Genomic DNA, 21,916 nt, shown 5'->3' with positions numbered 1-21,916 from the left:
GCGGGATGCGGAGAACTGCCTGGCCGGAGGCCCTGAGCGGGCCCCCAGGTCGAGACCTACTTCTCGACGACCGCGAGGAGGTCGCGGGCGGAGAGGACCAGGTACTCGTCGCCGTCGTACTTGACCTCGGTGCCGCCGTACTTGCTGTAGAGAACGACGTCGCCGACCTTCACGTCCAGCGGGACGCGCTTGCCGTTGTCGTCGAGACGGCCCGGGCCCACGGCCAGGATCTCGCCCTCCTGGGGCTTCTCCTTGGCGGTGTCCGGGATGACCAGGCCGGAAGCGGTGGTCTGCTCGGCCTCCAGGGTCTTGACCACGACGCGGTCCTCAAGCGGCTTCAGCACGGTCTTGGTGGCGGTCGACACGGTGTGACCTCCCCCTTCAAGGTTTCGGTGTCCTGTACTTCGGCCCGCGCGCGAGCACGGACCGGTTACGAAAAAGGGGCGACCGCGGCGGCCTGTCGTCGCGGGTGCCAGACCGGCCTCGTCGCGGTTAGCACTCTACCCGCGCGAGTGCCAGAATGGAAATGTGGCGAGGGCCGCTGGTCAGGGCCCCCGCCTGCTCGGGGCGGGAGCGCCGGGGGCGCGGGGTGCGTACCCGGATCCGCACCGCCCACACCGTCGAACGATGGAGGACCCATGCGCGTGCCCGCCTTCGCGGCTCTGCTCACCGACGCGGGCCAGGAGGTGCTCGCGGGCGTGGACCCGAAGGAGGACCGGCTCTCCGTCGCCTCCCACCTGCGCGACGACCCCCGTGTCGCCGCGCTCGCCCCCGATCTTCCCGTGTCGGACCTGGTCAACGCGATTCTGACCCAGGTGGATCTGCGCGAGCGCGGCAGGGCCAAGTTCGGCGGCCGGTCGCAGGAGATGTACTTCACTCCCGACGGCCTGGAGCAGTCCACCCGGCGCGTGGTGGCCGACTACCGCGCCGACCGCACCGCCGCCGTCGCGGACGGGCGCCCCGCGGGCGACCTGTGCTGCGGGATCGGCGCGGACCTGCTCGCCCTGGCCGAACGGGGGGTGTCGGTCGAGGGCGTGGACGCCGACCCGCTGACCGTGGCCGTGGTGCGCGCCAACATCGACGCCCTCGGTCTGGCGGACCGGGCCCGGGTGCGCGAGGGGGACGTGACCGAGGTCGCGCCCGGAGCCTACCCTCTGCTGTTCTGCGACCCCGCGCGGCGCGGCGGTCGGGGCCGGGTGTTCGACCCGGCGGCCTACTCGCCGCCGTGGGACGTGGCGACCGGCCTCGCCCGCGGCTCCTCCGCCGCCTGTCTCAAGGCCGCGCCCGGCATCCCGCACGAGGTGCTGCCCGACGACGCCGCCGCCGAGTGGATCTCGGTGGACGGCGAACTCAAGGAGACGGCGCTGTGGTTCGGTGAACTCGCCGAGGGGCCCCGGCGCCGGGCGACCGTGCTGCACGAGCGGCCGGGGCTGCTCGCCACCGAGGGCGCGGTCGCGCACCTGGACGGGGTACCGGGCCTGGGGCCCGCGCCCGTCGCCCCCGCGCGGCGCTACCTGTACGACCCGGACGCCGCCGTGGTGCGCTCCCACCTCGTCGCCGAGGCCGCCGCGCGGGTGGACGGCGCCCTGCTCGACGAGCGGATCGCCTACTTCACCTCCGAGCGGTCCCAACCCTCGCCGCTGTGGCGCGTCCTGGAGATCACGGACGTCATGCCGTTCTCCCTCAAGAAGCTGCGCTCCGCGCTGCGCGCGCGGGACGCGGGAACGGTGACGATCAAGAAGCGCGGATCCGCGGTGGACACCGAGAAGCTGCACAGGGACCTGCGCGCCTCCGGTTCCGAGGCGGTCACCGTCGTCCTGACCAGGATCGGGGACCGCCCGTACAGCCTCCTGTGCCGGGAGATCCGGGAGCCCGCCTGAGCAGGACCCCCACTGGTACCGCATCGCACTCCGGTCACAGTGCGCGGCCCAGATCGTTACCTCCCGCACGCGGATCTTTGCCCGACCCCTGGGGCTACGGGGGTTCGGGTCGTTACACTGGCGACCGCTGAATGCTTTCCCTTCTCATGGACACCCCCGGAAGGCCTTGGTTGACTGATCCGCGCGCGGTTCGAGCAGCCCTGGCGGCATGCCTCGCGCGTATACGCACAGTCACGCTTGAGTCACGTTAAGGCGTCTTCGCCGCGGGGCGCATCGCACCCGGGGACCATCGAGAACCCGACCGCCCGGAACCACCGTCCCTTCCCCCGGGCCCGGACGGGAGCGCCAGAACCCAAAGGAGCACCTCGGTGGAACAGACCAATCACAACTTCCTCAACGGGGGAGGTCAGGCCGGGATCTCCGACCGGATGCGTGACCTGCTCTCCCAGGCCGCCCAGGAGCACGTCTCCGAGCAGAAGTCCCAGGGCGCGGTGACCGAGGAGATGCGCCAGCGCCTGGAGGGCATGGAGTGGCTGCTGCGCGAGCTGCGCGAGCAGGAGCTCACCGCCCTCGCCGAGTCGGTCACCGCGGTCAACGGTCGGATCGACGGCTTCCTGGAGCGCCCGCCGGAGTGGGCCGAGACCCTCGCCGAGCACATCGAGCTGGTCGGGCGGCAGGTCAAGCCCCTGGCCGACATGCCGTCCCTGCGCGCCGACACCCAGCGCATCGCCGGACACCTGGACACCGCGCTCACCCGCCTGCAGCGGATGGGCGAGACGGGCAACCGCACGGCGGAGAGGGTCGAGGCCCTCGGCGAGGCGCTCACCGGCCTCACCGAGAGGTTCGAGGCCCGCCTGGACGCGCTGGACACCGCGCTGGCCTCGCTCGCGGAGAGGGCCGAGGCGATCGAGGGTTCCCTCGCCGAGCGGCACGAGGCGCTGGAGGCGAGGCTCGCCGAGAGCCGCACCGAGATCACCGAGGCGATCACCGCCGGCCGCGAGGCGGTCGCCACGGCCGTCACCGAGGCCCGCGAGGCCCAGGGCACGGCGGACGCCGAGCTCAGCGCCAAGGTGACGGAGTCCGCTGAGGAACTCCGCTCGACGTTCTCCGAGAAGAACGAGGAACTGCTCACCAGGCTCCAGGAGAACACCGGCGAGCTGGGCGAGCGCACCTCGGCCCTCGCCGGGGAGCTGACCGCCCTCGCGACCGCCGCCCGGGAGCGGCACGACGCGCTGGCCGCCAAGTTCTCCGAGAGCGTCGGTTACCTCAGCACGCAGGCCGAGGAGAACCACGCCGAGGCCAACGCCGCCGTCGCGGACGTGACCGGGGCGGTCGCCAAGCTGCGGGAGGACCACGAGTCCTCCCTCACCGACCTCCGTTCGCACCTGCGCCAGCGCCTGACCGAGCTCAGCGAGCAGATCGACCTCGGCCGCACCGAGGACCGCGAGCGGGACGAGGCCGCCGCCGAGCAGCTGCGGGAGTCCGTCAACGAGCGCACCGACGCACTCAGGGCCCAGGTCGCCGAGGATGCCGGGAAGGTCGCCGCGGACCTGGCCGAGTTGCGGACGTTCGTCGAAGAGGCGACCGCCCGCACGGCCGCCGAGAGCGCCGAGCGCCACCAGACGCTCTCCGACAACCTCACCGAGCAGACCGAGGCGCACCGCACGGCGCTCGACGAGCGGCTGGAGCGCCAGCACGAGATCCTCACGGGCAAGGTGGACAACCACCTGTCGCAGATCACCGGCAAGGTCGACCACGAACTCGGTCGGCTCACCGACCGGTTCGACACCTTCGAGGGTCACTTCGAGGGGAGCTTCGAGGGCATCGAGGGCAAGATCGACGGCGTCGACGGCCGGATCGACGGGCTCAACGGCCGGATGAACGGCGTCGAGGGCCAGTTCGAGGGCGTCAGCGGGCACTTCGAGGGCGTCGACGGCCGGATGGAGGCCATCGACGACCGGTTGGAGGCGCTCAACCAGCGGCTCAACCAGCTGCCGCAGTCGATGGAGGTCAGCGAGCTGCACCGCCGCCTGACCGAGCTCGTGGACCGGCCGCAGTTGGACCACAGCGGCAAGCTGGACGAGATCGACGCGCACGTCGCCTCCGCCGTCGAGCCGGTCCTGCGGGAGCTCAAGCAGCGCCCGGACCGGCACGAGTTCGAGGAGACCGTCACCGAGGCGGTCGAGAACTCGCACGACGACATGACCAAGCGCCTCGCCTCCCTGGAGGAGACCATGCTCGCCCTGGCCGAGGCGCTGCTGCGCCCGGGCCGCGACGGCAAGAAGAGGCGCCGCCGCGACGACGAGGACGACGAGTAGGGCGCATCGGGCCCCACGGGAGGGCGCCGGACCAGGACGGTCCGGCGCCCTCCGGCGTAGCGGGGGATGACTACCGAATCTCAGCCCCGGCTGAGCGATCCACGCATTCGGTGGACGCACACGCCCTCATCCGTAGATTCCGCCGCGTGCACCCGCGTCCGTCACAGTCACAGTGACGACCCCGTCGTCGACGTCATAGATCACGCGATAGTCACCTACACGGATACGGTAGCCACCGCCACCCCTGAGCTTCTTGCACCCGCTCGGACGAGGGTCGTCGGCGAGTGCGACGATCGCCTTCTTGACCCGACCGCGGTGGGGCTCGTCGATCTTCTCGACCGCCTTGCGAGCGCTCTTGGCGATCTCGACCCGGTACCTGGGGCTCACCACTCACCCCGTGCGACCAGCTCATCGAGGCTCTCGGTCTCCTCGCGCCCCGCTCGGATGTCCTCCATGACCTGTTCGTGGCGGGCGCTGTCCGCCAACTCCTCCAGTTCCTCCAGGTAAGCGGTGGGCACGAGGGTGAGCCCGTGGTCGGCCAGCATTCCGGCGAGGTCCTTCACTCTGCGCTCGGGCTCCCCCGGTTCGATCGGTTCGGCGGTCATGTGCTCCCCCTTCTACGCCGACACCGGCGATTTCCGTTGGTGCTCCACTGCCCTGACCAGGTCCACGGGCGAGACGTCCAGGGCCTCCGCCAGCGTCCACAGGTCGTCATACAGCCAACGTCGTCGGGCCTTGAGCTTGTCACCGAGGTTCCCCGGGCTCTGCCCCATCCGGCCCGCGAGTTCGCGCACCCCAATGCCCCGCTGCCGCATCAGGGAGCGGACGACGTCGATGAGCGCCTCCGCGTGTGTACTCACAACACCATCCTGTTCTCAAATCGAGTACAGCCTAACGGAGTGTCCCCGTGAAACCACCCTTCACCCGGCACTGGCGCTCCGGTGGCTCAACCCTTCCCCAGATGGCCTGGTGGACAGCTTCCGAGCGCGCTTTGGAGCCCGCCGAGGACGCCGAGAGGGTCACAGCAGTCCTGGCCGAGCTGCGGACGTTCGTCCAGGAGTCGACCGCCCGCACGGCCGCCGAAAGCGCCGAGCGCCACCAGACCCTCTCCGACAACCTCACCGAACAGACCGACCAGCACCGCGCCGCGCTCGACGAGCGGCTGGAGCGCCAGCACGAGATCCTCACGGGCAAGGTGGACAACCACCTGTCGCAGATCACGGGCAAGCTCGACGAGATCGACGCGCACATCGCCTCCGCCGTCGAGCCGGTACTACGGGAGCTCAAGCAGCGCCCGGACCGGCACGAGTTCGAGGAGACCGTCACCGAGGCCGTCGAGAACTCGCACGACGACATGACCAAGCGCCTCGCCTCCCTGGAGGAGACGATGCTCACCCTGGCCGAGGCGCTGCTGCGCCCCGGCCGCGACGGCAAGAAGAGGCGCCGCCGCGACGACGAGTAGAGAAGCTAAGGCCCCGGAACACGGAACGTCTCCATCCGTATCGCTACTCCGGTCCAGCGCCTTCCAACGCTCGGTGAAGGTCATTCAGGAACGTGCGCTGAATCTCGGAGGACAGAAGTTCCCAGTGGCGATAGCCGACCACGTCCACGAGACGCCCATTCCTCCGAAGTTGAAGCAAACTGAAGTCCGCCTCATCGACAGGGAACGATGAATCACCCGCAAGGATCCTGGAAACCTGGACTGCCACCTGGACCTCGATCTCATCTGGCATGCCCACGATCAAAACATCAGGTCGAGCACCGCCATCAGAGAGAGGCGGATGGAGCTCTTCGCGAACTACTTCATCCTCAAGGAAATCAGGAGTCCAGAACTCTGCGTCCATCGGATCGTCAGAATTATCACTGATGAATGCGTATTCAAGGTCGCCACTCGCAAGAAGAGCCCGCCCGAGCAAGTCGTCTTCAGAACCCGGAACCGAAGCGTCGTTCAGATAGAAGACATTCGGAAGCGCAGACTCCGCGTCCTCTACACTCCATTCTCTTCGCCAGTATGTTGCGCCATCAGCAGCAGCCAGGTGAGCGACAACTTGTTCTTGGCTCTGTTCATTCCCAGAATTCTGCATGCATTGAAGGCCAAGAATGATGCCGCGCTCAGTCGGGTATACATCCTTGCCTTCGCCGAGAACTGGCTCACCATGCGAGCAAAGATTATCGATAGGGAATTCCCAAATTTCCTCCCCTGATTCCAGATCGTATGCAGAGATAATCTCAGTCTCTTCAGTGGCAACTACAGACCACATGGTCGACTGTGAGTAGTAGAATTCACCGCTCCTAGGATCCGAAACGAAGTCCCCTAGCGAGTACTCGTATGAGGGACTCCCATCCCCAGCGTACAAACGGACACCGCTTTCAGAGGACCACGGAAGTGTCACACCTTCAAATGAAACATAAATATATCCCCCATCCGGAGCCACATCCACACTGTCGACAGTTTCACGTCGACTATATCTCCACTGCTCTTCCCAATCCTCTCCTCCGACAGAGACGATTCCGCTCTCCAGCCTAAGAACGACGCCGAAAGCCGTAGCAGCAAAATCGACTACTTCTTCGCCTTCGAACTCTGCGAAATTCTCTCGAACATAGTCCAGATCCTGACCCGAAACGATAGAGTCATCGACTCCAGAGTTACGTTCGTGAACTGGACTTGCAACTACTTGCAAGGCGCCAACCAACAAGCCGAGAGCAAGCAGAATAGTTACAATAACCAGAGTCCACCTGTGGCGAAAACCGAACCTTTTAGCTTGCATGAGAAGCCCCCCACGAGACCGGTGGCATCCGATTAATCTTCAGAATCATCTGTCTCATTCTCGCGCCCCGCTGCCTCATCTGCCCTATCACTTGCGACTTCCTCGGCTCGCCTAAAGAGCTCAGAAATATCCCCATGAGTGTCTGCGTAACCTTCTGCGTACGCATCAACAGTCGCAAGAAGGTCCTCGCCGAAGGGATTTATTTCCCTTGCCTGCTCCACGTCCTGGCTGTTGGGCAATGCACCTTCCTCTATCCCTGAGAGCAGGCGAATCATATGCGAATCCATGCTCTCAGAAGCCTCTCCCCAAGCTCCAGGGTTTCTCGGAAGTTCCCCGTTTACCGGAAGCTCCTCATGCAGCTGACTTTCGCTGATGTATCCATGTTCTACTGCGAAATTAAGTGCTTGCAGGCGTGCCATTCTAATGTTCTCTGCTCTGTCTTCAGGCAACCATGACCTCGCCTCTCCTCCCGCATAGTCATCTTGAATACGCTCTTCAGCGTACTGTGCAAACTCATTCATCACCGGCCCCTTACCCAGCTCCATCGCGATGTTGGCAATGGCTCCAGGCCCTCCGTTACCAGGCATACCTTCAGGTATGGCGATTTTCGCAATCTCATAGCCGGTCATCAGAGTCTGCACAAGCTGCCTCTGTGCCTCATCCTCATCCAAATTCCGGTCATAGAGTTCTTGGACGAGTGCCTCATTCATCACGTCGCTCAGTCTTCCAGAACGACGTCCGAGCTCAGCGGCATCCTCAGCAATCGGACCTTCGTACTCGCTCCAATCAGAGTCCCATTCATCTGCTCCGGTTAGAGCAAAACCCATGATTTCCGTCTCGTAAGCGCTGGTAGCACCGATAATCTGCGGAGCAATTACTTCATTTGCAAGCAAGAGCTGCAGGAAATCTCTCTTCGTGTCATCGGTCAAAAATAGCGCCACGTCTCCGTTCTCATGGAGGGGGTTTCTCTCAAGGTCTGCTCTCGACATCAACCCCCATCGGTCTTCCTCGCTAGCCCCGGGGCCAGGGAAGATGGAGAAGTCATCGATATTGACCGTATAGAGCCTCGCCAAACTCGAAGCCAGGTAGTTGTTGTATTCAGTGAACGCCGGATCCACCGAGTCTTCAACGTCTTGCCCTGTATTAGCAAGGTCCGTCCTGAGGGGTTCACCAGCCATCGTGGTAATTACTTCGAAGGCGGCCCTTGTAGCCATCCTGTCCTGACTGGGATCACCGCTCATCTCGTAATCTGAAATCCAATCTGTAAGCCCTGTAACAGCCTCTCCACCGTCTTCCCATCGGTAGGTGTAGAGCCCTCTCAGTACACTTTCTAGATCGACTGTTCCATGAACCGGGTGCTCAAACACCTCAATATTGGGATAGGTAGTTTCTCCAACGATTACAGCATAGTTCCCCTCTTCATTTCTCATTGCGATTTCAAGCAACCGACCGATAGCAGACTCGCTTTCGTCGAGAAGGGTGCCGACGGTCATAGAGTCATCATGGGAGTCAAGGAGCAATCCAAACGTTGCCGTAGTCGTTGCCGAAAATTCCGTGCCCCCGTGGAGATCGCTGTCAGCGCTTCCAAGAAAATCGGCGAGCGCGTTGATTCCTCGCCCCCATTCGCCGATTACATTGAAGTCATCACCGGTTCCGTCGTACTCCGTTTCCAGTGGCCCCTCGATAATGTCCCGGACGTCTTCAGGAAGTCGGTCATAACCTCCACCGACATTCTCGTCTGAGAGCAAGAGCATGGATCCAGAAAGATTTTCCTCAAGGAGTGATCTTGTCTCATCAGAGATGTACTCGCTTCCGTTCAAGGCTGCAAGGAAATCCGTGAAATCTCTCGGGGTCGATCCTCCGTGCATCTGTTGAGCTCTGTTCTCCTCAATGCCGAGTTCATCGAATACTGCTTCGAGGAAATCAATCTCACCCTCAGAGAGACTTTCTCCGTTTCTCTGCGCCTGGACGCCCCGAGCGATCAGAAGGTTCAGAAGTTCGATATTTCCATCCAGTGCCTCCAGTGCGGCTCCATAACCGTTTTCTACAGCATCCTTGATGTTGTTCGCCAGAGTAATTCCCGCAGTTTCGTCATAAGAGAAATATTCAACGTCTCCGGTTGTGTAGTAGGTAATATTCGCACCGATGTGCCCCGCCTCAGAAAGTTCTCTGATAGTTTCGGGCGTTGGTCCTCCCCTGAGTCGTTCTTCAGTCGCTTCGCACCGGCGCTCCAATTCCTCCCAGGCTTCGGTCGCCTCTTGACTGTACTGGCTGACGAATGCGTCTCTCAGACTTTGGTCGTCCTCCTCATCTCCTGTAGAGAGGCCGGATAGTGCACTCTGTAGCCGCGATTTGATGGCTTCGATTTCGTCCTCGTACCACTTCACATCTTCGATCGCCTTGCCGATCAAGCCGTAAGCATGTTGACAGGCCACCATGGCGCTGCTCCATGACTCCCGGTTTTCCACTGCCACGCCTCTGAGACTTTCCCCAATCAGATTGTCAAAATGAAAACCTACGGGCTCAGCAATAGTATTGAACTCTCCGGATCGTCCTGAAATCTTCGCATGGATTTCATCGAACGCGTCCCTGCGCTGGCCAAGGACCCCCGTGTCTATTTCGCACTCATTGTAACTAAGCTGACTCATTCGAACTCCCACATTTCTCTATGGTGATTTCTGCCATCAATGGCACTAGAAGATTGAGTACTCACGACTGGCCTCTTGGTCCGTACGACCACCTTCGACTGCCCCAGCCTGGATATTATTCGAGATGGCGTCCGCATGGGCCTTGACATCTTCCATATGTGATACTTGCTGCTCACCAAAAGCAGTCCAGCCCTTAACACTTGGTTCAGGATTCAGGGCATTCTTGGCGGCTTCCACCGCATCTTCGAAGTCCGCAGGGAGATCCCTCAGCAGCGCTGCGGCCTGCTCTGCCGCGACACCGCCGGCATGGGCCTCGTTCGGGTTGACTCCTGCGACCTGGGCCATAGTTGTCCCTCGCACTCACGATCTGACCTGGGAAAAGTCCGCGAGTGGCACGTAAGCGGATGATTACGGGTCTTCCTCGCGTAGGTGGTCAAGATAGCGGACTTCGGTGACGCCGGGATATCGAGGAACGAACTGAGCTGGTCGAATGACTCCCGTGGCCGCATCCGGTCAGACTGCCGAGACCTCCGGACGGACACAACGAAGGCCGGGGCCCCTCCCTCTCCCCGCCCCTCCCTCTCCCCGCCCCTCCCTCTCCCCGGCCCTCCCTCTCCCCGGCCCTCCCTCTCCCCGGCCCTCCCTCTCCCCGGCCCTCCCTCTCCCCGGCCCTCCCTCTCCCCTCCTCCCCCCTCTCCCCTCCTCCCGGTCACGCGGCGGCGCGCGGCGGCGGGACCACCGGACCGACCGGCCCGGAGATCTCCCCCGGATCGCCGGGCGTCTCCGCGGCCCCAGACACGTGCGCCTCGTCGGCGCGCGGGTCCACCACCGCCCACACGGTGAGCGGGCCGCCCGGCCTCCCGAACCAGCCCCAGGCCTGCGACAGCTCCTCCACCAGGCGCAGCCCGTATCCCCCGCCCAGACACGGCACGGTCGGCGCCGCTCCCCCGCACATCCCGTCGTCGGTCACCGCGACCTGGATCAAGGCCCCGTGCCGCTCCATCCGCAACCGCACCCGGCCGAACCGCCCCCCGGACGCCGTGTGCCGCAGGGCGTTCGTGTGCAGCTCCGACGCCACCGTGAGCAGCGGGTACGCGCGGTCGAAGCTCAGGCCGGAGCCGTGCCAGCACCACTGCCGCGAGGTCGCCACCTGCCCCGGCAGCGATCCGAAACTCGCCATCCGCACGCCCGGAATCACGGACGGGATGCGCTTCGGCAGCGCTTCCCTCTGTTCGCCCATCGCCTACACTCCTCGCCCCGGTCTTCACCGTCGAGGAACAGGCTCCCAACGGGTCGCGGGCTTGGCCTCCTTCCATGGAGTTTTCGCAAAAGTCCACCCGGGGCAATGGAGTTTCTGCAAAACTCCACCGCGTGAGGAAAGAGCATGGTAGGACCCGTTTGTCCATTTCCGATATGCAAACATCGACCATGGCCAAGGTGAGCACGGACATCCGGGAACGGTGGGGCGGCGTCCTCCAGCAGCGGCGCGAGGCCCGTGGCATGACACAGGAGAAGCTCGGGCGGGCGCTGGGGGTCAAGGGCACCGCCGTGTCCAACCTCGAACGCGGCCGGACCTCGCCCACGGCGGACGTCCTGGCGACACTCGACGACCTGCTGGGGACCGGCGACGAGTTGGCGCGGCTGTGGGACGACCTCGTCAGGGAGGGCAAGATCCCGTGGCTGGGTCAGATGGCGGAGCTGGAGAGGAAGGCCTCCTCCATCCTCGACTGCCACCCCTTCCTGGTGCCCTCCCTGTTGCAGACCGCCGACTACGCGACCGCGGTCATGCGCGCGGTCACTCCCTGGGAGCCGCCGGGCACGACCGAATCCCGTGTGCGCGACCGCATCGCCCGTGGCGAGCGCTTCCAGGCGGCGGAGACTCCCGTGATGATGGTCGTGATCGGCCGCGCGGTCCTGTTGGATCCGATCGACGACGGGCCGATCATGCGCGAGCAGCTGGAGCACGTCCACGCTCTCGCGTCGCGGGAGCGGATAACCTTGCAGATCACCAACGAGGCCCTGAACCCGGGGCTCGTGGGACCCTTCAAAGTGCTCGATCCCCCGCCGGAGAGGGAGATCGTCTACGTGGAGTCGGCCTACAAGGGCCAGTTCATCGACGACCCCTCCGCTGTGGGAGAGTTCAAGATGCGGTTCCACCGGCTGCAAGCGGCAGCGATGCCACCGAGCCAGTCGTTGCGGCTGATCGAGAAGACGATTGAGGGATTCCGTCATGAGTGACGCCCAGTGGCACAAGAGCACCTACAGCGGGGGCTCACACCAGGACTGCGTGGAGGTCGCCGAAGGCACGGCCGAAACCCTCGTTCGCGACACCCAGAACCGCGAGCTCGGCCACCTCACCTTCGCCAACCCCGCCTGGACCGGCTTCCTCGCGTCGGTCAAGCGCGACCGCTGACCCGAAGCCCCCGAGGACCCCCGATCCGCGTCAGGACACTGGAACGGGGGTCTCTCCATGTCCAAAGTCCGATTCAACCCTTTTGCCATAGAGGCGTGAATTATCCCCCGCAGCACGGCTGACCTGGCGAGAAACCGCCTCGCCGAATTTTTTCCACATGACTTCCCCGTAGCCGTCCCACCCACCCCCTCCCATCCCCTAATCTCTCTTCCAACAACCGCACAACGAAGACCCCGCGACGTTTAGAGAACGCCCGGGGTCGTGGCCAGCAACTCAAGTACCTTTAACACCAAGGATTGCCAGCGTGCTCCATCTTATCGCTGCCCTCCTGATCCCCGTCATGGGCTCAGTGAAGGCGCTCCTCGCCAGCCCGCGCGGCCGCCACGCGGCCCGTCGCCGCCGTTCCACCCGCGTCCGCCGCTACGCTCCGCTCCCCGCACCCGAGCAGACCGCGCAGGCGGCTCCGACCAGCGCGTCCGTCGCGGACCCGCCGTGGCGAACCGCCCGTCCGGCCCCGCGCCTCGCTCCGCCCGCACGGCGCATCCCCGCCGACGACGTCGCGCTCGTCCGCCCCTACTACCTCTCCCACGAGCGCGCCCGGGCGGGCACGCGCACCCGGACCCACCCGTCCGGCCTCCCGCGCCCGCGCATCCCCTCGGGGGACCTGCTCGCCCCGCCCGTCACACCCGCACCAGGCGAGTTCGACGAACTCGCCGCCCTCGTCCGCACCTGGCGGGAGCACCGCGGGGAGGTGCCGGTGGCATGACCGCACCGCACGTCTTCTGGGAACACCGCGTCTACTCCGGCGCGTTCCGCGAACTCGCCCAGGTCCGCCGCGACCTGGCCCACGACCTGGTCGGCTTCGACCCCGACCTGGTCGACACCCTCCGGCTGTGCCTCTCCGAACTGTTCACCAACACGCTCAAGTACACCGACTCCGGCACCGAGTACGGCGAGGTCGTCCGCACGCTCTCCATGCCGGACCCGACCACCGTGCGCGTGTCCGTCAGCGACTCCGGAGGCGGCGGGGGCGTCCCGCGCGTTCCCGCCGAGCGCACCCGCGACGAGTGGGACTGGTCGGAGGGCCAGCGCGGCCTCCTGTTGGTGGAGAACTTGTCCACAGCCTGGGGATACTTCCCGCTCGGCCCCTGGGGCGACCTGGGCACCAACGTGTGGGCCGAGTTCCGGGTGGACCCCGCGACCGTTCCGCCGGGCCTGCGCCCGTTCGTCTTCACCGCCGACTGACACCGCCGACTCACGCCGATGACGAGGCCGCCCGCGCCCCCGCCGGGGACGGGCGGCCCGTGTCGCGCGGCGCGCTACGCGCTACGCGCACAGCTTGTCGTCGAGGTTCCGCTGCCGCTTCGAGATGATCAGGTCCGGCGTGCTGTCCCACAGCAGGCGGTCGGCCGTGCCGTCGATGTGGAACCCGGGAGCGAAGATGAAGGGGTGTCCCGGCCCGGCCACCCGCCAGTTGTCCTCGCTCATCCGCTCCTCGTTCCGCTCGAACCGGTGGTCGAAGACCTCGAACACCGGCTGCACGCGGAAGGTCCGCTCGATGGGGGTCGCGTCCAGCCACACCTCGGTGCAGGGCTCGATGAGCATGGCGCGGAGCCGGTTGATCTCGTGGCCGACGCCCCAGGCCCACGAGTGGTCGCGGCTCCTGCTCTTCGTGGTGCTGAAGAGTTCGTCGGTGACCGTCTTGGAGAAGCTGAAGCCCGTGCTGGTGGACGAGTCGAACGCCGTCGCCCACGTGATGGTCAGCTCGTAGTAGTCGTCGCCCGTGCCCAGGTTCTGGTGCACGGCGGTGATGCGACGCGTGACCCCGGGGTGGTCCCAGCCGCCGAGCACGGGGAAGTGGCACTGTCCCCGGAGGATCTCCCAGGGCCCCTGCGGAGCGAAGTTCCCGTGCTCGCGCACGAACGCGGGCCTGGTCAGGAAGTCACCCGTCAGGTTGTTGAACGCCCCCTGGATCGGCCTTCCCGGCCCCCTCTGGCAGAGGTCGCCCATCAGGCCCGCCGCGTCGAACGGCTCCTGTGCCCCGAAGTCGATCGCCCCCGGGAACGGAGCCCCCTCCTGCTTCGGCGGGGCGTCCCCGACGTCCACCAGCGCCGGGTGCTCCGGCATCCCCGCCATCGGCGGCATGTTGGTCTGGTGGGCGGGGTGCTCCGGTGTGGCGCCGCTCACCGGCCTCGGCGGCTGTCCCCCGTGCCCGGGGGTCCACTCGGGGTCCTGCGCGTACGCCGCCGGGCCCATGGACACCTGGCCGCCCAGGGCCACGACCGCGGACAAGGTGAGTGCCGCCGCTCTCGTGGCGAACGCCCTCCGTCTCCGTTGTTCCCGTCTCATCGGTCCCTCCGCATCATCGACCCGGTAACGCCTCCGATCCGCAGGGCGCGATATGCGAGGAAATGCCCGAAAGCGACATTTCAGTAAAAGAACATGCGCGGCATCCTGGGGCCTTCGAGGCGGTCAACGGCAGATTAACGCCTTACCGTCCGGAAGGGCCCGCGACGCGCCCACCGGGCCGAAGGGGCCGGTTCTTCCGAAGTGCAGGCTTAAGGACCAAGGCCACCACGGCACCATCGCTTTCCACCACCATGAATACGCTCAGGCAGATATCAGGCGCACAATATACGGACGAAACGGCGCGCCTGCGCGCATGGGCCGCGACGCTCACGCGCCATCCTGCCCGCTCCGGGGTCGAGGGGTCTGGCGCTCGACCCCGTCGTGCCAGACGAGCACGGCCGCCCCACGCCGACGCCCCCGACGGACGGTTCCGGCGGGGGCGTCGGCGGGACGCGTCACGCGTCGTCGGGGCGTCCGCGAGCACGCCCCGACGGCCGCTCACACGGCCAGCGGGGACCCCACCGGCAGGGAGGTGTCCGTACCCAGCTCCAGCGTCGACGGGGGCAGCCCGGCGGCGACCACCTCTGCGCCGAGGGCGGCGATCATCGCGCCGTTGTCGGTGCACAGGCGCGGGCGCGGGACCCGCAGCTCGATCCCGGCCTCCCGGCAGCGCTCCTCCGCCAGGGCGCGCAGGGCCGAGTTGGCCGCCACGCCCCCGCTGATGACGAGGGTGCTCACGCCGTGCTCCACGCACGCGTCCACGGCCTTGCGGGTCAGCACGTCCACCACCGATTCCTGGAAGGCGGCGGCGATGTCTGCGACGACCAGCGGCTGGCCGGCGCGCTCGGCGTCCTCCACGTGTCGCGCCACGGCGGTCTTCAGCCCGGAGAAGGAGAAGTCGTAGGTGCCGTCGCCCCACTTGCCGCGCGGGAAGCGGATGCCCCGCGGGTTGCCGGTCCGGGCGGCCCTGTCGATCGGCGGCCCGCCCGGGTAGGGCAGGTCCAGCAGCCGCGCGACCTTGTCGTAGGCCTCACCGGCGGCGTCGTCCACGGTGTCGCCGAGCGAGACCACGTCGGTGGCGAGGTCGTTGACGAGCAGCAGCGACGTGTGGCCGCCCGACACCAGGAGCGCGACGGCGGGCTTGGGCAGCGGGCCGTGCTCCAACTGGTCGACCGCCACGTGCCCGACCAGGTGGTTGACCCCGTACAGCGGCTTGTCCAGGGCCATCGCGTAGGCCTTGGCGGCGGAGACGCCCACGAGCAGGGCGCCCGCGAGACCGGGGCCGGCGGTGACCGCGATCGCGTCCACGTCCGCCAGCTTCACACCCGCCGCGTCCAACGCGCGCCGGACGGTCGGGGTCATCGCCTCCAGGTGCGCGCGGCTGGCCACCTCGGGCACGACGCCGCCGAAGCGCGCGTGCTGGTCGACGCTGGAGGCCACCTGGTCGCCCAGCAGTTCGCAGCCGCGCACCAGACCGACGCCGGTCTCGTCGCACGACGTCTCGATCCCCAGGATCAACGGATGGTCGCTCATGGGTTCCCCTCTTCGCCGGACCCCTGTCCGGGCTGGGCCGTACGCCGCATGACGATCGCGTCGGCCCCGTTGTAGTAGCCGCGCCGCACACCGATCTGCGTGAAGCCGAAGTCGGTGTACAGCTTGTGGGCGCGCGGGTTGTCGTCGCGCACCTCCAGGAAGACGTGGACGACGCCCACGTGCCCGGCCCGGTCGAGCAGTTCGGTCAGCAGGGCCCGGCCGATCCCGCGCCCCCAGTCCGGTCGGGCCACGGCCATGGTCTGGACGTCGCCCTCCGGCGGGACGGAGCGCAGGCCCGCGTAGCCGACGATCCGGTCGTCGGACTCGGCGACCACGTAGTACCGCGTCGGCTGGGACAGTTCGTCGCGGAACATCCCCTCGGTCCACGCGTCCTCGGGGAACAGCGCGCGCTCCAGGTCCATGACCGCGGGCAGGTCGTCGGCGGACATGGGGCGCAGGCGTACCTCGGTCACCTCACCCACTGCCGGACCTTCTTCGGCGCGCTGGGCACCACGGCGTCGGGGCGGCGCAGGTAGAGCGGGCGGGGTTCGGGCAGCTCCTCCCCCCGGTGGAGGCGGAGCAGCGCGAGTTCGACCATGGCTGCGGCGTCCGGGTACAGCGGGTCCGGGTCGGCGGCGGCGTCGCCGAACACCTCCGCGTACATGTGGGCGCCGTGTCCGACCACCGGCAGGCCCTGGGTGTCGATCTCGGCGGGGCGGTCGACGCGGACCTCGCCCACGCGCGTGAGGCGGTCGTCGTAGCGCGCCCAGAAGACCTCCTTGCGGCGGGCGTCCGTCATCGCGACGAAGGGCTCCGTGCGCCGGGTGGCGAACGCGAGCGCGTCCAGCGTGGTGACGCCGTGGCAGGGGACGTCCAGGGCGTCGGCCAGGGCGTGGCCGGTCGCCAGACCGACGCGCAGGCCGGTGTAGGGGCCGGGGCCGACGCCGACGGCGACGGCGTCGAGGTCCCCGAGCGCGACGCCCGCCTCCTCGGTGAGGCGGCGGACGGTCGGGCTGAGCAGTTCGCCGTGGCGGCGCGCGTCCACGGAGGACGCGCTCGCGCGCAGCGTGAAGGCGCCGTCGGCGGAGGTCTCACCGATGGCGGCGGTGACCGCCGGAGTGGCGGTGTCGAAGGCCAGGAGCAGCACGGGCGACCGTCCTCATCCGCGCCCGGCGGCGATGCCGGGCAGGTCGACGTCGGCCCACCGGTCCCCGACGGGGCGCAGGAGGACGGACCGGGAGTCGTCGGGGTGGCGTTCGAACCGGATCTCCAGCCGGTCGTCGCTCAGGCCCTCGGCGACGCCCTCCCCCCACTCGACGACGGTGACGGACTCGGGGAGGGTCATGTCGAGGTCGATGTCGTCGATCTCGTCCGGCCCCCCGAGGCGGTAGGCGTCCACGTGCACGAGGGCGGGACCGCCCACCAGGGACGGGTGGATCCGGGAGATGACGAAGGTCGGTGACGTGACCGACCCGCGCACGCGCAGGCCCTCGCCCAGCCCCTGGGTGAACGTGGTCTTGCCCGCGCCGAGGGGTCCGGACAGGATCAGGAGGTCGCCGGGGCGGGTGAGGGCGGCCACGTCGCGCCCCAGGACGCGCATGGCGCCGTCGGTGGCGGCGGTGACCGCGTGGACGGCGGGCGCGTCGGTGGCGGTGGCTGTTACGTCTGTCATCTGACTCGCAGCTTGTGTCGGTAGTGGGTCGGGTGGCGACCGGGCACACGGCTCCTGGCACGCCGGAGGTGACCTCCCCGCCCAGGCTAGACGGGCCGGGAGGGCGGCTGGTACGCGTCGGCGTCCGGCTCAGGCGCCGCCGACGTACTCGCGAGGCACCCGCGCGCCCACCCGCGTGACGATCTCGTACGGGATGGTGTCCAGGACCTCGGCCCAGTCCCCGGCGGTCGGGGTCGCGGGGTGGTCGGTCGGATCGCCGAACAGTACCGCGTACTCCCCCGCGTCCACCGGCTCATCGCCTACATCCACAACGAACTGGTCCATGCAGACTGTTCCCGAGATGACGTGGGTACGCCCGCCGAGGAGCACGGGGCCCTTGTTGGTGGCGTGACGCGGGACGCCGTCCGCGTACCCGAGAGGCACCAGTGCCAGGGTGGTGTCGCGATCGGTGACGTAGCGGTGTCCGTAGGAGACACCGCTGCCGGGACCGACGCGCTTGGTCAGGGCGACGCGCGACCGGAGGGTCATCGCGGGGCGCAATCCGGGCACGTCGTAATCGGGGATGGGGACCAGTCCGTAAGTGGCGATACCGCCGCGTACGAGGTCGAAGCGCGCCTCGGGGAGGGTGAGCAGGGCCGCCGAGTTGGCGATGTGGCGGACCTCGGGGGTGAGGCCGATCTTGTCGGCGACCTCCAGGGCCTCGTGGAAGTTCGAGAGTTGGAGCGCGATCGAGGGGTGGCCGGGCTCGTCCGCGCAGGCGAAGTGCGACCACACTCCGCTGACCCTCAGGTGGCCGGCGTCCTCGGCGCGGGCGGCGGCCTCCACGAGGGAGGGCCACTCGGAGGCGCTGACGCCGCCGCGATTGAGCCCGGTGTCGATCTTCAACTGGACGCGGGCGGGGCTCCCGAGTTCGCGCGCCGCGGCGATCACAGTGTCCAGGACCGCACGGTCGCTGACCCCGAGGTCGATCCCGGCCGCGACGGCCTCGCCGACGGGTTCGCCCGGGGGGATGATCCAGGCGAGCACGGGCACGGTGATCCCGGCCGCGCGGAGCGCGAGGGCCTCGTGGATGAAGGCCGTGCCGAGCCACGCGGCGCCGCCCGCGAGGGCGGCACGAGCCGCCGGAAGCATGCCGTGGCCGTAGCCGTCGGCCTTCACGACCCCCATGAGGGGAGTGCCGCCCGCGTGCTCGCGGAGGAGCCGGACGTTGTCGGCGATCGCGTCCAGGTCGACGCGGGCGTGCGCGAAGTGAGCCATGTTCCCAGTCTTCCACGTGTGGGTTACCGCTCGGGAGCTGCGGGTATGTGGGTTTCGACCGAGTTCGGGGCCGTTTCTGGGGGGATCGGCATGAGCGAGTTCGGACGTGAGCGTCCGGTCGACGCGGTACGGCTGTGGTCCGGGGGACTGGCCACCGCCGTGGTCGCGGCACTGGTCGTCCTGGTCGGCACGTTGGTCATCCGGGGGGTTCTGGGGATTCCCGTGCTCGCCCCGGAGGAGGCGGGCTACCTGGGCGGCACGGGGACCGTGGCCTACGCGTCGGTGGCGGCCGCGGCGGCGTTGCTGGCCACGGGCCTGCTGCACGTGCTGCTGCTGACCGCGCCACGACCGCGGGCGTTCTTCGGGTGGATGATGGGGCTGATGACGGCGGTCGCCGCGGTCACGCCGTTCACCCAGGGAGCCGAACTGGCCAGCCAGATCGCCACGGGCGTCATCAACCTCGTCGCCGGGGTGGCGATCGCGACGCTGTTGGGCGGCGTCGCCGGGACGGCCGCCGCCGTCCGGTCGAGGAACAGGCCGCCCCCGCTGTTACGGCACGAGGGGATCCTCCCGGACGTGGACGGTTCCGACCACGGGCGGGATCGGCGCAGGCCGTGACCGGAGCGGACCCGGGGCGGACGGACCGGAAGCTGACGGGATTCGGAACGCGCGCGCACGGACCGGAAGCGGACGGAACGCGCGCCGGGCACGGACCGGAAGCGGACGGACGACACAGACAGCCATGGGGGGCGGGGCCGGAGGTCCCGCCCCTTCGTCGTGCGTGGGGACGGCGGATCGATCGGGGGCCCGTCCACGGCCCATGCGCGCGGGGTGGTGGGTGCGGTGCGGTTTCCACAGGGCGCTGATCACGTGTTGCCCCGTGGGCCACACCCAGGCGACCATTGATTCGGGGGCGCTCAACGCGACCCACCGTCCACACGCAGTGCCCCGAATCAGGCCGAGTACTCCAGTTGCGGATCCGCTTTGCTTTGGTTCGCTCGCTTGTCCGCGGAAGTGGCACTGGCGAGCCCCGGCCTGGTGAGAGAGCCCGAACAGCGACCAGGCCACGCAGACGGAGTCGCGCCAGATCCGCCATCCGCCCGTCATCGACGAGAACGCGAGGCTGATCGGCACGCTCAACGGGGCCGACCTGCCCCACCACCCCACGGCCCCACGGACGACCAGCCCGTCGAGTCCGTCGATCACGTCCACGCCTGATCGACCGCACACCGCATGCGGCAGGCCCCGCTGGCCGGTGTGCGCTTCCGAACCTTCCGCGGGCGCGGCGAAGGGTGCCGCGGGCGGGACGGTCGGGCATCCGGGGCCGTTAACCGGTTAATTCTGAGACTGATACTCACCAGGGTCGTTCACGCGCACCCGGTGTTTTCGCGACAGGTAAACCGCATCCCTCGCCAAGCGGGTGAAACGGGAATCTCCCCACGATGTATTTCCTACTCCAACAATCCTGGCGCGAGATGCCGGATTCGCGCCTTATGCGCGGCTGAGCTTCGCTGATTGCGGCCTGTTGGCGAATGGGGTTATCGGCCACACGACCACGTGTCTTCCTTCTCTGGAGCGTGCGGGATTCCTATGATTCCCGTGGTCGCCATATCAGGCTCCTCTCACCCGGATTGGATTGGTTTCATGGGATTCCGTAGGAAGCTCGCGGTGCTCGCCGTCGCGGCGCTCACCCTCACGATGGTGAACCCCGTCCCTGCTCAGGCTCAGCCGGAGGAGGAAGGGGTCCGCCTCGTCAGTGTCGGCAGCCCGATCTTCTTTCCCCAGGCCATGACGGCTGTCGGGGAAGGAGAACAAGTGACCGCTTCCCTGGTCGGCTCTTCCGACGACCCGAAGCAGCGCTGGGTCGTTGAGCCCGTTGAGGGGAACAGCGTCTGGATCCGGCAGGCTCAGACCGATTTGTGCCTGGAGGCTTCGGCGCATGACTCGATCCTGTTGATCCCTTGTCACCTGTTCCCACCCCAGCAGTGGCAGATGCGGGAACCGTCCGACGGCCAGCGTGACTTCGTGAACCTCGAAATCCCCGGGGTGCTCACCTACATGGGTCCGGGCGAGCCCCTGGCACTCACTCCATTCCAGGAGTTCAACTCCTCCCAGCAGTGGATGACCTTCGAGTGACCACACACCGAGGAATGTGACATGGTGGCCGCCCACAGGGCAGACCGTGTGCGGCCACCACCCGTTCGGATGTGGTGCATGAGAGTGGCCAGGAGGGCGGTCCACCCGGAGCCGAGAAGGACAGCTGCCCCAGTACCCCAGTTCTCGACCCGGTCTACCCTGATGGATGACCCTCTGGTGGAGCCGGTGAGACAGCGTCCTGATAATCCGGCCGCTCCCCGCACCCCAACGGCCACCGGCGCAGCGGCCAGCCGCTGGCCGCACCCGCTGAACGAGCGCACCGCTACCGTCACGGGACCGCACCTGCCCCGACCCGAGACCCGTGCGACCGTCCACGACCTGATCCGCTCCCTCCACTCACCGCCCCCGCCCCCGGCCTCCCCAGCTCCAGGGGCACGACCGCGCCCGATTCCCCTCTCCCGCGGCCTACAGGGCCCGGTCGAGGGCTCCGGTCAGCGCGACCGGGCTGACGTCGAGGCGGTCGAAGCGCCAGCCGTCCCCGGTGCGGCGCGCGCCGTACCGGTGGACCGCGGCCGCGATGGCCTCCGTCGCGTCGTCCAGGACGTAGACGGCGATGTCGTGGACCCGCACCGTGGCGGTGTCGCCGTCGATCTCGACGACGAGGTTGGACTTGTTGTGCAGGGTGCGGACGTACGCGTCGTGGCCCGAGCGCGCGAGTGCGACGAGTTCCTCGATGCCGCGTGCCTGCCCACGGAGGGACGTGACCACGACGTCCTCGGTGAAGAGTGCGTCGGTCTCGTCGTACCGGCCCTCGTCGATCCACAGGCTGTGGCGGGCGACCAGGTCGGCCAGTTCGGCGCGGTCGGCGAGCTCGCGGATCAGGGTCTCGGTACCGGTCATGACGACCTCCAGGAAGTAGTTAGTGACACTAACGTTTGACTCGCGAACGAACATACATCGTTAGATTCACTAACGCAAGAG

Annotated in this window: 23 protein-coding genes and 1 pseudogene; 9 read left to right on the top strand and 15 right to left on the bottom strand. The window is 67.4% G+C overall.

All coding sequences use genetic code 11. The annotated features are described in order from the left end of the window. Positions 1–56 precede the first annotated feature (56 nt). Positions 57–365 (bottom strand): co-chaperone GroES, encoded by a 309-nt coding sequence (gene groES, locus ACIBFB_RS24675; RefSeq protein WP_075927702.1) that lies wholly within the window; start codon positions 363–365, stop codon positions 57–59. A gap of 273 nt (positions 366–638) precedes the next feature. Here groES and ACIBFB_RS24670 point away from each other — a divergent pair, with 273 nt between their 5' ends. Both ACIBFB_RS24670 and ACIBFB_RS24665 read left to right on the top strand, forming a co-directional pair. Next, positions 639–1,880 (top strand): SAM-dependent methyltransferase, encoded by a 1,242-nt coding sequence (locus tag ACIBFB_RS24670; protein ID WP_397234036.1) that lies wholly within the window; start codon positions 639–641, stop codon positions 1,878–1,880. Positions 1,881–2,248: 368 nt separating this feature from the next. After that, positions 2,249–4,198, top strand: a complete 1,950-nt coding sequence (locus ACIBFB_RS24665) for a hypothetical protein (protein ID WP_397234034.1) — start codon at positions 2,249–2,251, stop codon at positions 4,196–4,198. A 126-nt stretch (positions 4,199–4,324) separates the two neighbouring features. Here ACIBFB_RS24665 and ACIBFB_RS24660 read toward each other — a convergent pair whose 3' ends face one another. Genes ACIBFB_RS24660 through ACIBFB_RS24650 form a run of 3 tightly spaced genes read right to left on the bottom strand, consistent with a single transcriptional unit; the run spans position 4,325 to position 5,058 of the window. Further along, positions 4,325–4,585 carry a type II toxin-antitoxin system RelE/ParE family toxin gene (locus ACIBFB_RS24660; RefSeq protein ID WP_397234032.1) on the bottom strand — a complete coding sequence of 87 codons (261 nt, stop codon included), beginning with the start codon at positions 4,583–4,585 and terminating at the stop codon, positions 4,325–4,327. Next, the gene (locus ACIBFB_RS24655; RefSeq protein WP_397234030.1) at positions 4,582–4,803 is read right to left on the bottom strand and encodes a hypothetical protein; all 222 of its coding nucleotides are present in this window, start codon (positions 4,801–4,803) and stop codon (positions 4,582–4,584) included. Before ACIBFB_RS24655 ends, ACIBFB_RS24660 begins: the two co-directional genes overlap by 4 nt. A gap of 12 nt (positions 4,804–4,815) precedes the next feature. Further along, complete coding sequence (locus ACIBFB_RS24650; RefSeq protein ID WP_397234028.1) at positions 4,816–5,058, bottom strand: helix-turn-helix domain-containing protein; 243 nt, start codon at positions 5,056–5,058, stop codon at positions 4,816–4,818. Between the two features lie 140 nt (positions 5,059–5,198). Between ACIBFB_RS24650 and ACIBFB_RS24645 the strand changes: the two are divergent. After that, positions 5,199–5,660, top strand: a pseudogene (locus ACIBFB_RS24645) (hypothetical protein); the annotation flags it as partial. Between the two features lie 43 nt (positions 5,661–5,703). Here ACIBFB_RS24645 and ACIBFB_RS24640 read toward each other — a convergent pair. From ACIBFB_RS24640 to ACIBFB_RS24625, 4 genes are all read right to left on the bottom strand, one after another. Next, a complete protein-coding gene (locus ACIBFB_RS24640; protein WP_397234025.1) occupies positions 5,704–6,966 on the bottom strand; it encodes a hypothetical protein in 1,263 nt (420 codons plus the stop codon). 32 nt (positions 6,967–6,998) lie between these two features. Further along, on the bottom strand, positions 6,999–9,614 hold the full coding sequence (locus ACIBFB_RS24635) for a hypothetical protein (RefSeq protein WP_397234023.1): 2,616 nt from the start codon (positions 9,612–9,614) through the stop codon (positions 6,999–7,001). A 45-nt stretch (positions 9,615–9,659) separates the two neighbouring features. Further along, positions 9,660–9,959, bottom strand: coding sequence for a hypothetical protein (locus tag ACIBFB_RS24630; protein ID WP_397234020.1), 300 nt, complete (start codon positions 9,957–9,959; stop codon positions 9,660–9,662). Positions 9,960–10,323: 364 nt separating this feature from the next. After that, positions 10,324–10,854: an ATP-binding protein gene (locus ACIBFB_RS24625; RefSeq protein ID WP_397234018.1), complete on the bottom strand. Its 531-nt coding sequence runs from the start codon at positions 10,852–10,854 to the stop codon at positions 10,324–10,326. 188 nt (positions 10,855–11,042) lie between these two features. On the opposite strand from ACIBFB_RS24625, the gene ACIBFB_RS24620 reads away from it, so the two are divergent. From ACIBFB_RS24620 to ACIBFB_RS24605, 4 genes are all read left to right on the top strand, one after another. Continuing rightward, positions 11,043–11,852, top strand: a complete 810-nt coding sequence (locus tag ACIBFB_RS24620) for a helix-turn-helix transcriptional regulator (protein WP_397234016.1) — start codon at positions 11,043–11,045, stop codon at positions 11,850–11,852. Next, positions 11,845–12,027, top strand: a complete 183-nt coding sequence (locus ACIBFB_RS24615) for a DUF397 domain-containing protein (protein ID WP_397234014.1) — start codon at positions 11,845–11,847, stop codon at positions 12,025–12,027. Before ACIBFB_RS24620 ends, ACIBFB_RS24615 begins: the two co-directional genes overlap by 8 nt. 304 nt (positions 12,028–12,331) lie before the next feature. Continuing rightward, the gene (locus ACIBFB_RS24610; RefSeq protein ID WP_397234012.1) at positions 12,332–12,793 is read left to right on the top strand and encodes a hypothetical protein; all 462 of its coding nucleotides are present in this window, start codon (positions 12,332–12,334) and stop codon (positions 12,791–12,793) included. After that, positions 12,790–13,272, top strand: a complete 483-nt coding sequence (locus ACIBFB_RS24605; protein ID WP_397234010.1) for an ATP-binding protein — start codon at positions 12,790–12,792, stop codon at positions 13,270–13,272. Before ACIBFB_RS24610 ends, ACIBFB_RS24605 begins: the two co-directional genes overlap by 4 nt. Positions 13,273–13,353: 81 nt before the next feature. Here the strand turns inward: ACIBFB_RS24605 and ACIBFB_RS24600 are convergent, their stop codons facing one another. From ACIBFB_RS24600 to alr, 6 genes are all read right to left on the bottom strand, one after another. Next, positions 13,354–14,319, bottom strand: coding sequence for a hypothetical protein (locus tag ACIBFB_RS24600; RefSeq protein ID WP_397234007.1), 966 nt, complete (start codon positions 14,317–14,319; stop codon positions 13,354–13,356). Between the two features lie 555 nt (positions 14,320–14,874). Then, positions 14,875–15,909, bottom strand: a complete 1,035-nt coding sequence (gene tsaD, locus ACIBFB_RS24595) for a tRNA (adenosine(37)-N6)-threonylcarbamoyltransferase complex transferase subunit TsaD (protein WP_397234005.1) — start codon at positions 15,907–15,909, stop codon at positions 14,875–14,877. Further along, the gene (gene rimI, locus ACIBFB_RS24590) at positions 15,906–16,391 is read right to left on the bottom strand and encodes a ribosomal protein S18-alanine N-acetyltransferase (protein ID WP_397234002.1); all 486 of its coding nucleotides are present in this window, start codon (positions 16,389–16,391) and stop codon (positions 15,906–15,908) included. The genes tsaD and rimI overlap by 4 nt, the downstream gene beginning before the upstream one ends. After that, entirely contained in the window at positions 16,379–17,056 is a 678-nt protein-coding gene (tsaB, locus tag ACIBFB_RS24585) for a tRNA (adenosine(37)-N6)-threonylcarbamoyltransferase complex dimerization subunit type 1 TsaB (protein WP_397234000.1), read from the bottom strand. The genes rimI and tsaB overlap by 13 nt, the downstream gene beginning before the upstream one ends. Before the next feature lie 12 nt (positions 17,057–17,068). Continuing rightward, positions 17,069–17,581 carry a tRNA (adenosine(37)-N6)-threonylcarbamoyltransferase complex ATPase subunit type 1 TsaE gene (tsaE, locus tag ACIBFB_RS24580; RefSeq protein ID WP_397233998.1) on the bottom strand — a complete coding sequence of 171 codons (513 nt, stop codon included), beginning with the start codon at positions 17,579–17,581 and terminating at the stop codon, positions 17,069–17,071. Positions 17,582–17,710: 129 nt separating this feature from the next. After that, positions 17,711–18,838 (bottom strand): alanine racemase, encoded by a 1,128-nt coding sequence (gene alr / locus ACIBFB_RS24575; RefSeq protein WP_397233995.1) that lies wholly within the window; start codon positions 18,836–18,838, stop codon positions 17,711–17,713. Positions 18,839–18,928: 90 nt separating this feature from the next. On the opposite strand from alr, the gene ACIBFB_RS24570 reads away from it, so the two are divergent. Both ACIBFB_RS24570 and ACIBFB_RS24565 read left to right on the top strand, forming a co-directional pair. Beyond that, positions 18,929–19,456 carry a DUF6069 family protein gene (locus tag ACIBFB_RS24570; protein WP_397233992.1) on the top strand — a complete coding sequence of 176 codons (528 nt, stop codon included), beginning with the start codon at positions 18,929–18,931 and terminating at the stop codon, positions 19,454–19,456. A 1,050-nt stretch (positions 19,457–20,506) separates the two neighbouring features. Continuing rightward, the gene (locus tag ACIBFB_RS24565) at positions 20,507–20,974 is read left to right on the top strand and encodes an RICIN domain-containing protein (protein ID WP_397233990.1); all 468 of its coding nucleotides are present in this window, start codon (positions 20,507–20,509) and stop codon (positions 20,972–20,974) included. Positions 20,975–21,400: 426 nt separating this feature from the next. Here ACIBFB_RS24565 and ACIBFB_RS24560 read toward each other — a convergent pair whose 3' ends face one another. Beyond that, a complete protein-coding gene (locus tag ACIBFB_RS24560) occupies positions 21,401–21,835 on the bottom strand; it encodes a nuclear transport factor 2 family protein (protein ID WP_397233988.1) in 435 nt (144 codons plus the stop codon). Between the last annotated feature and the right edge of the window lie 81 nt (positions 21,836–21,916).

Source organism: Nocardiopsis sp. NPDC050513 (genome assembly GCF_044457925.1).
In the GTDB taxonomy this organism is placed as follows: Bacteria; Actinomycetota; Actinomycetes; order Streptosporangiales; family Streptosporangiaceae; genus Nocardiopsis.
Note: the sequence above shows the minus strand (reverse complement) of the source record. Positions and strands in the feature narration are given on the sequence as shown.

Excerpts from the sequence above, each read along its gene's own strand:
- ACIBFB_RS24670 (WP_397234036.1), top strand. The coding sequence starts at position 639 with ATGCGCGTGCCCGCCTTCGCGGCTCTGCTCACCGACGCGGGCCAGGAG.
- tsaD (WP_397234005.1), bottom strand. The coding sequence starts at position 15,909 with ATGAGCGACCATCCGTTGATCCTGGGGATCGAGACGTCGTGCGACGAG.
- ACIBFB_RS24615 (WP_397234014.1), top strand. The coding sequence starts at position 11,845 with ATGAGTGACGCCCAGTGGCACAAGAGCACCTACAGCGGGGGCTCACAC.
- ACIBFB_RS24655 (WP_397234030.1), bottom strand. The coding sequence starts at position 4,803 with ATGACCGCCGAACCGATCGAACCGGGGGAGCCCGAGCGCAGAGTGAAG.
- ACIBFB_RS24630 (WP_397234020.1), bottom strand. The coding sequence starts at position 9,959 with ATGGCCCAGGTCGCAGGAGTCAACCCGAACGAGGCCCATGCCGGCGGT.
- tsaE (WP_397233998.1), bottom strand. The coding sequence starts at position 17,581 with ATGACAGACGTAACAGCCACCGCCACCGACGCGCCCGCCGTCCACGCG.
- ACIBFB_RS24570 (WP_397233992.1), top strand. The coding sequence starts at position 18,929 with ATGAGCGAGTTCGGACGTGAGCGTCCGGTCGACGCGGTACGGCTGTGG.
- alr (WP_397233995.1), bottom strand. The coding sequence starts at position 18,838 with ATGGCTCACTTCGCGCACGCCCGCGTCGACCTGGACGCGATCGCCGAC.
- ACIBFB_RS24635 (WP_397234023.1), bottom strand. The coding sequence starts at position 9,614 with ATGAGTCAGCTTAGTTACAATGAGTGCGAAATAGACACGGGGGTCCTT.
- ACIBFB_RS24560 (WP_397233988.1), bottom strand. The coding sequence starts at position 21,835 with ATGACCGGTACCGAGACCCTGATCCGCGAGCTCGCCGACCGCGCCGAA.
- ACIBFB_RS24640 (WP_397234025.1), bottom strand. The coding sequence starts at position 6,966 with ATGCAAGCTAAAAGGTTCGGTTTTCGCCACAGGTGGACTCTGGTTATT.
- ACIBFB_RS24625 (WP_397234018.1), bottom strand. The coding sequence starts at position 10,854 with ATGGGCGAACAGAGGGAAGCGCTGCCGAAGCGCATCCCGTCCGTGATT.
- ACIBFB_RS24605 (WP_397234010.1), top strand. The coding sequence starts at position 12,790 with ATGACCGCACCGCACGTCTTCTGGGAACACCGCGTCTACTCCGGCGCG.
- ACIBFB_RS24620 (WP_397234016.1), top strand. The coding sequence starts at position 11,043 with ATGGCCAAGGTGAGCACGGACATCCGGGAACGGTGGGGCGGCGTCCTC.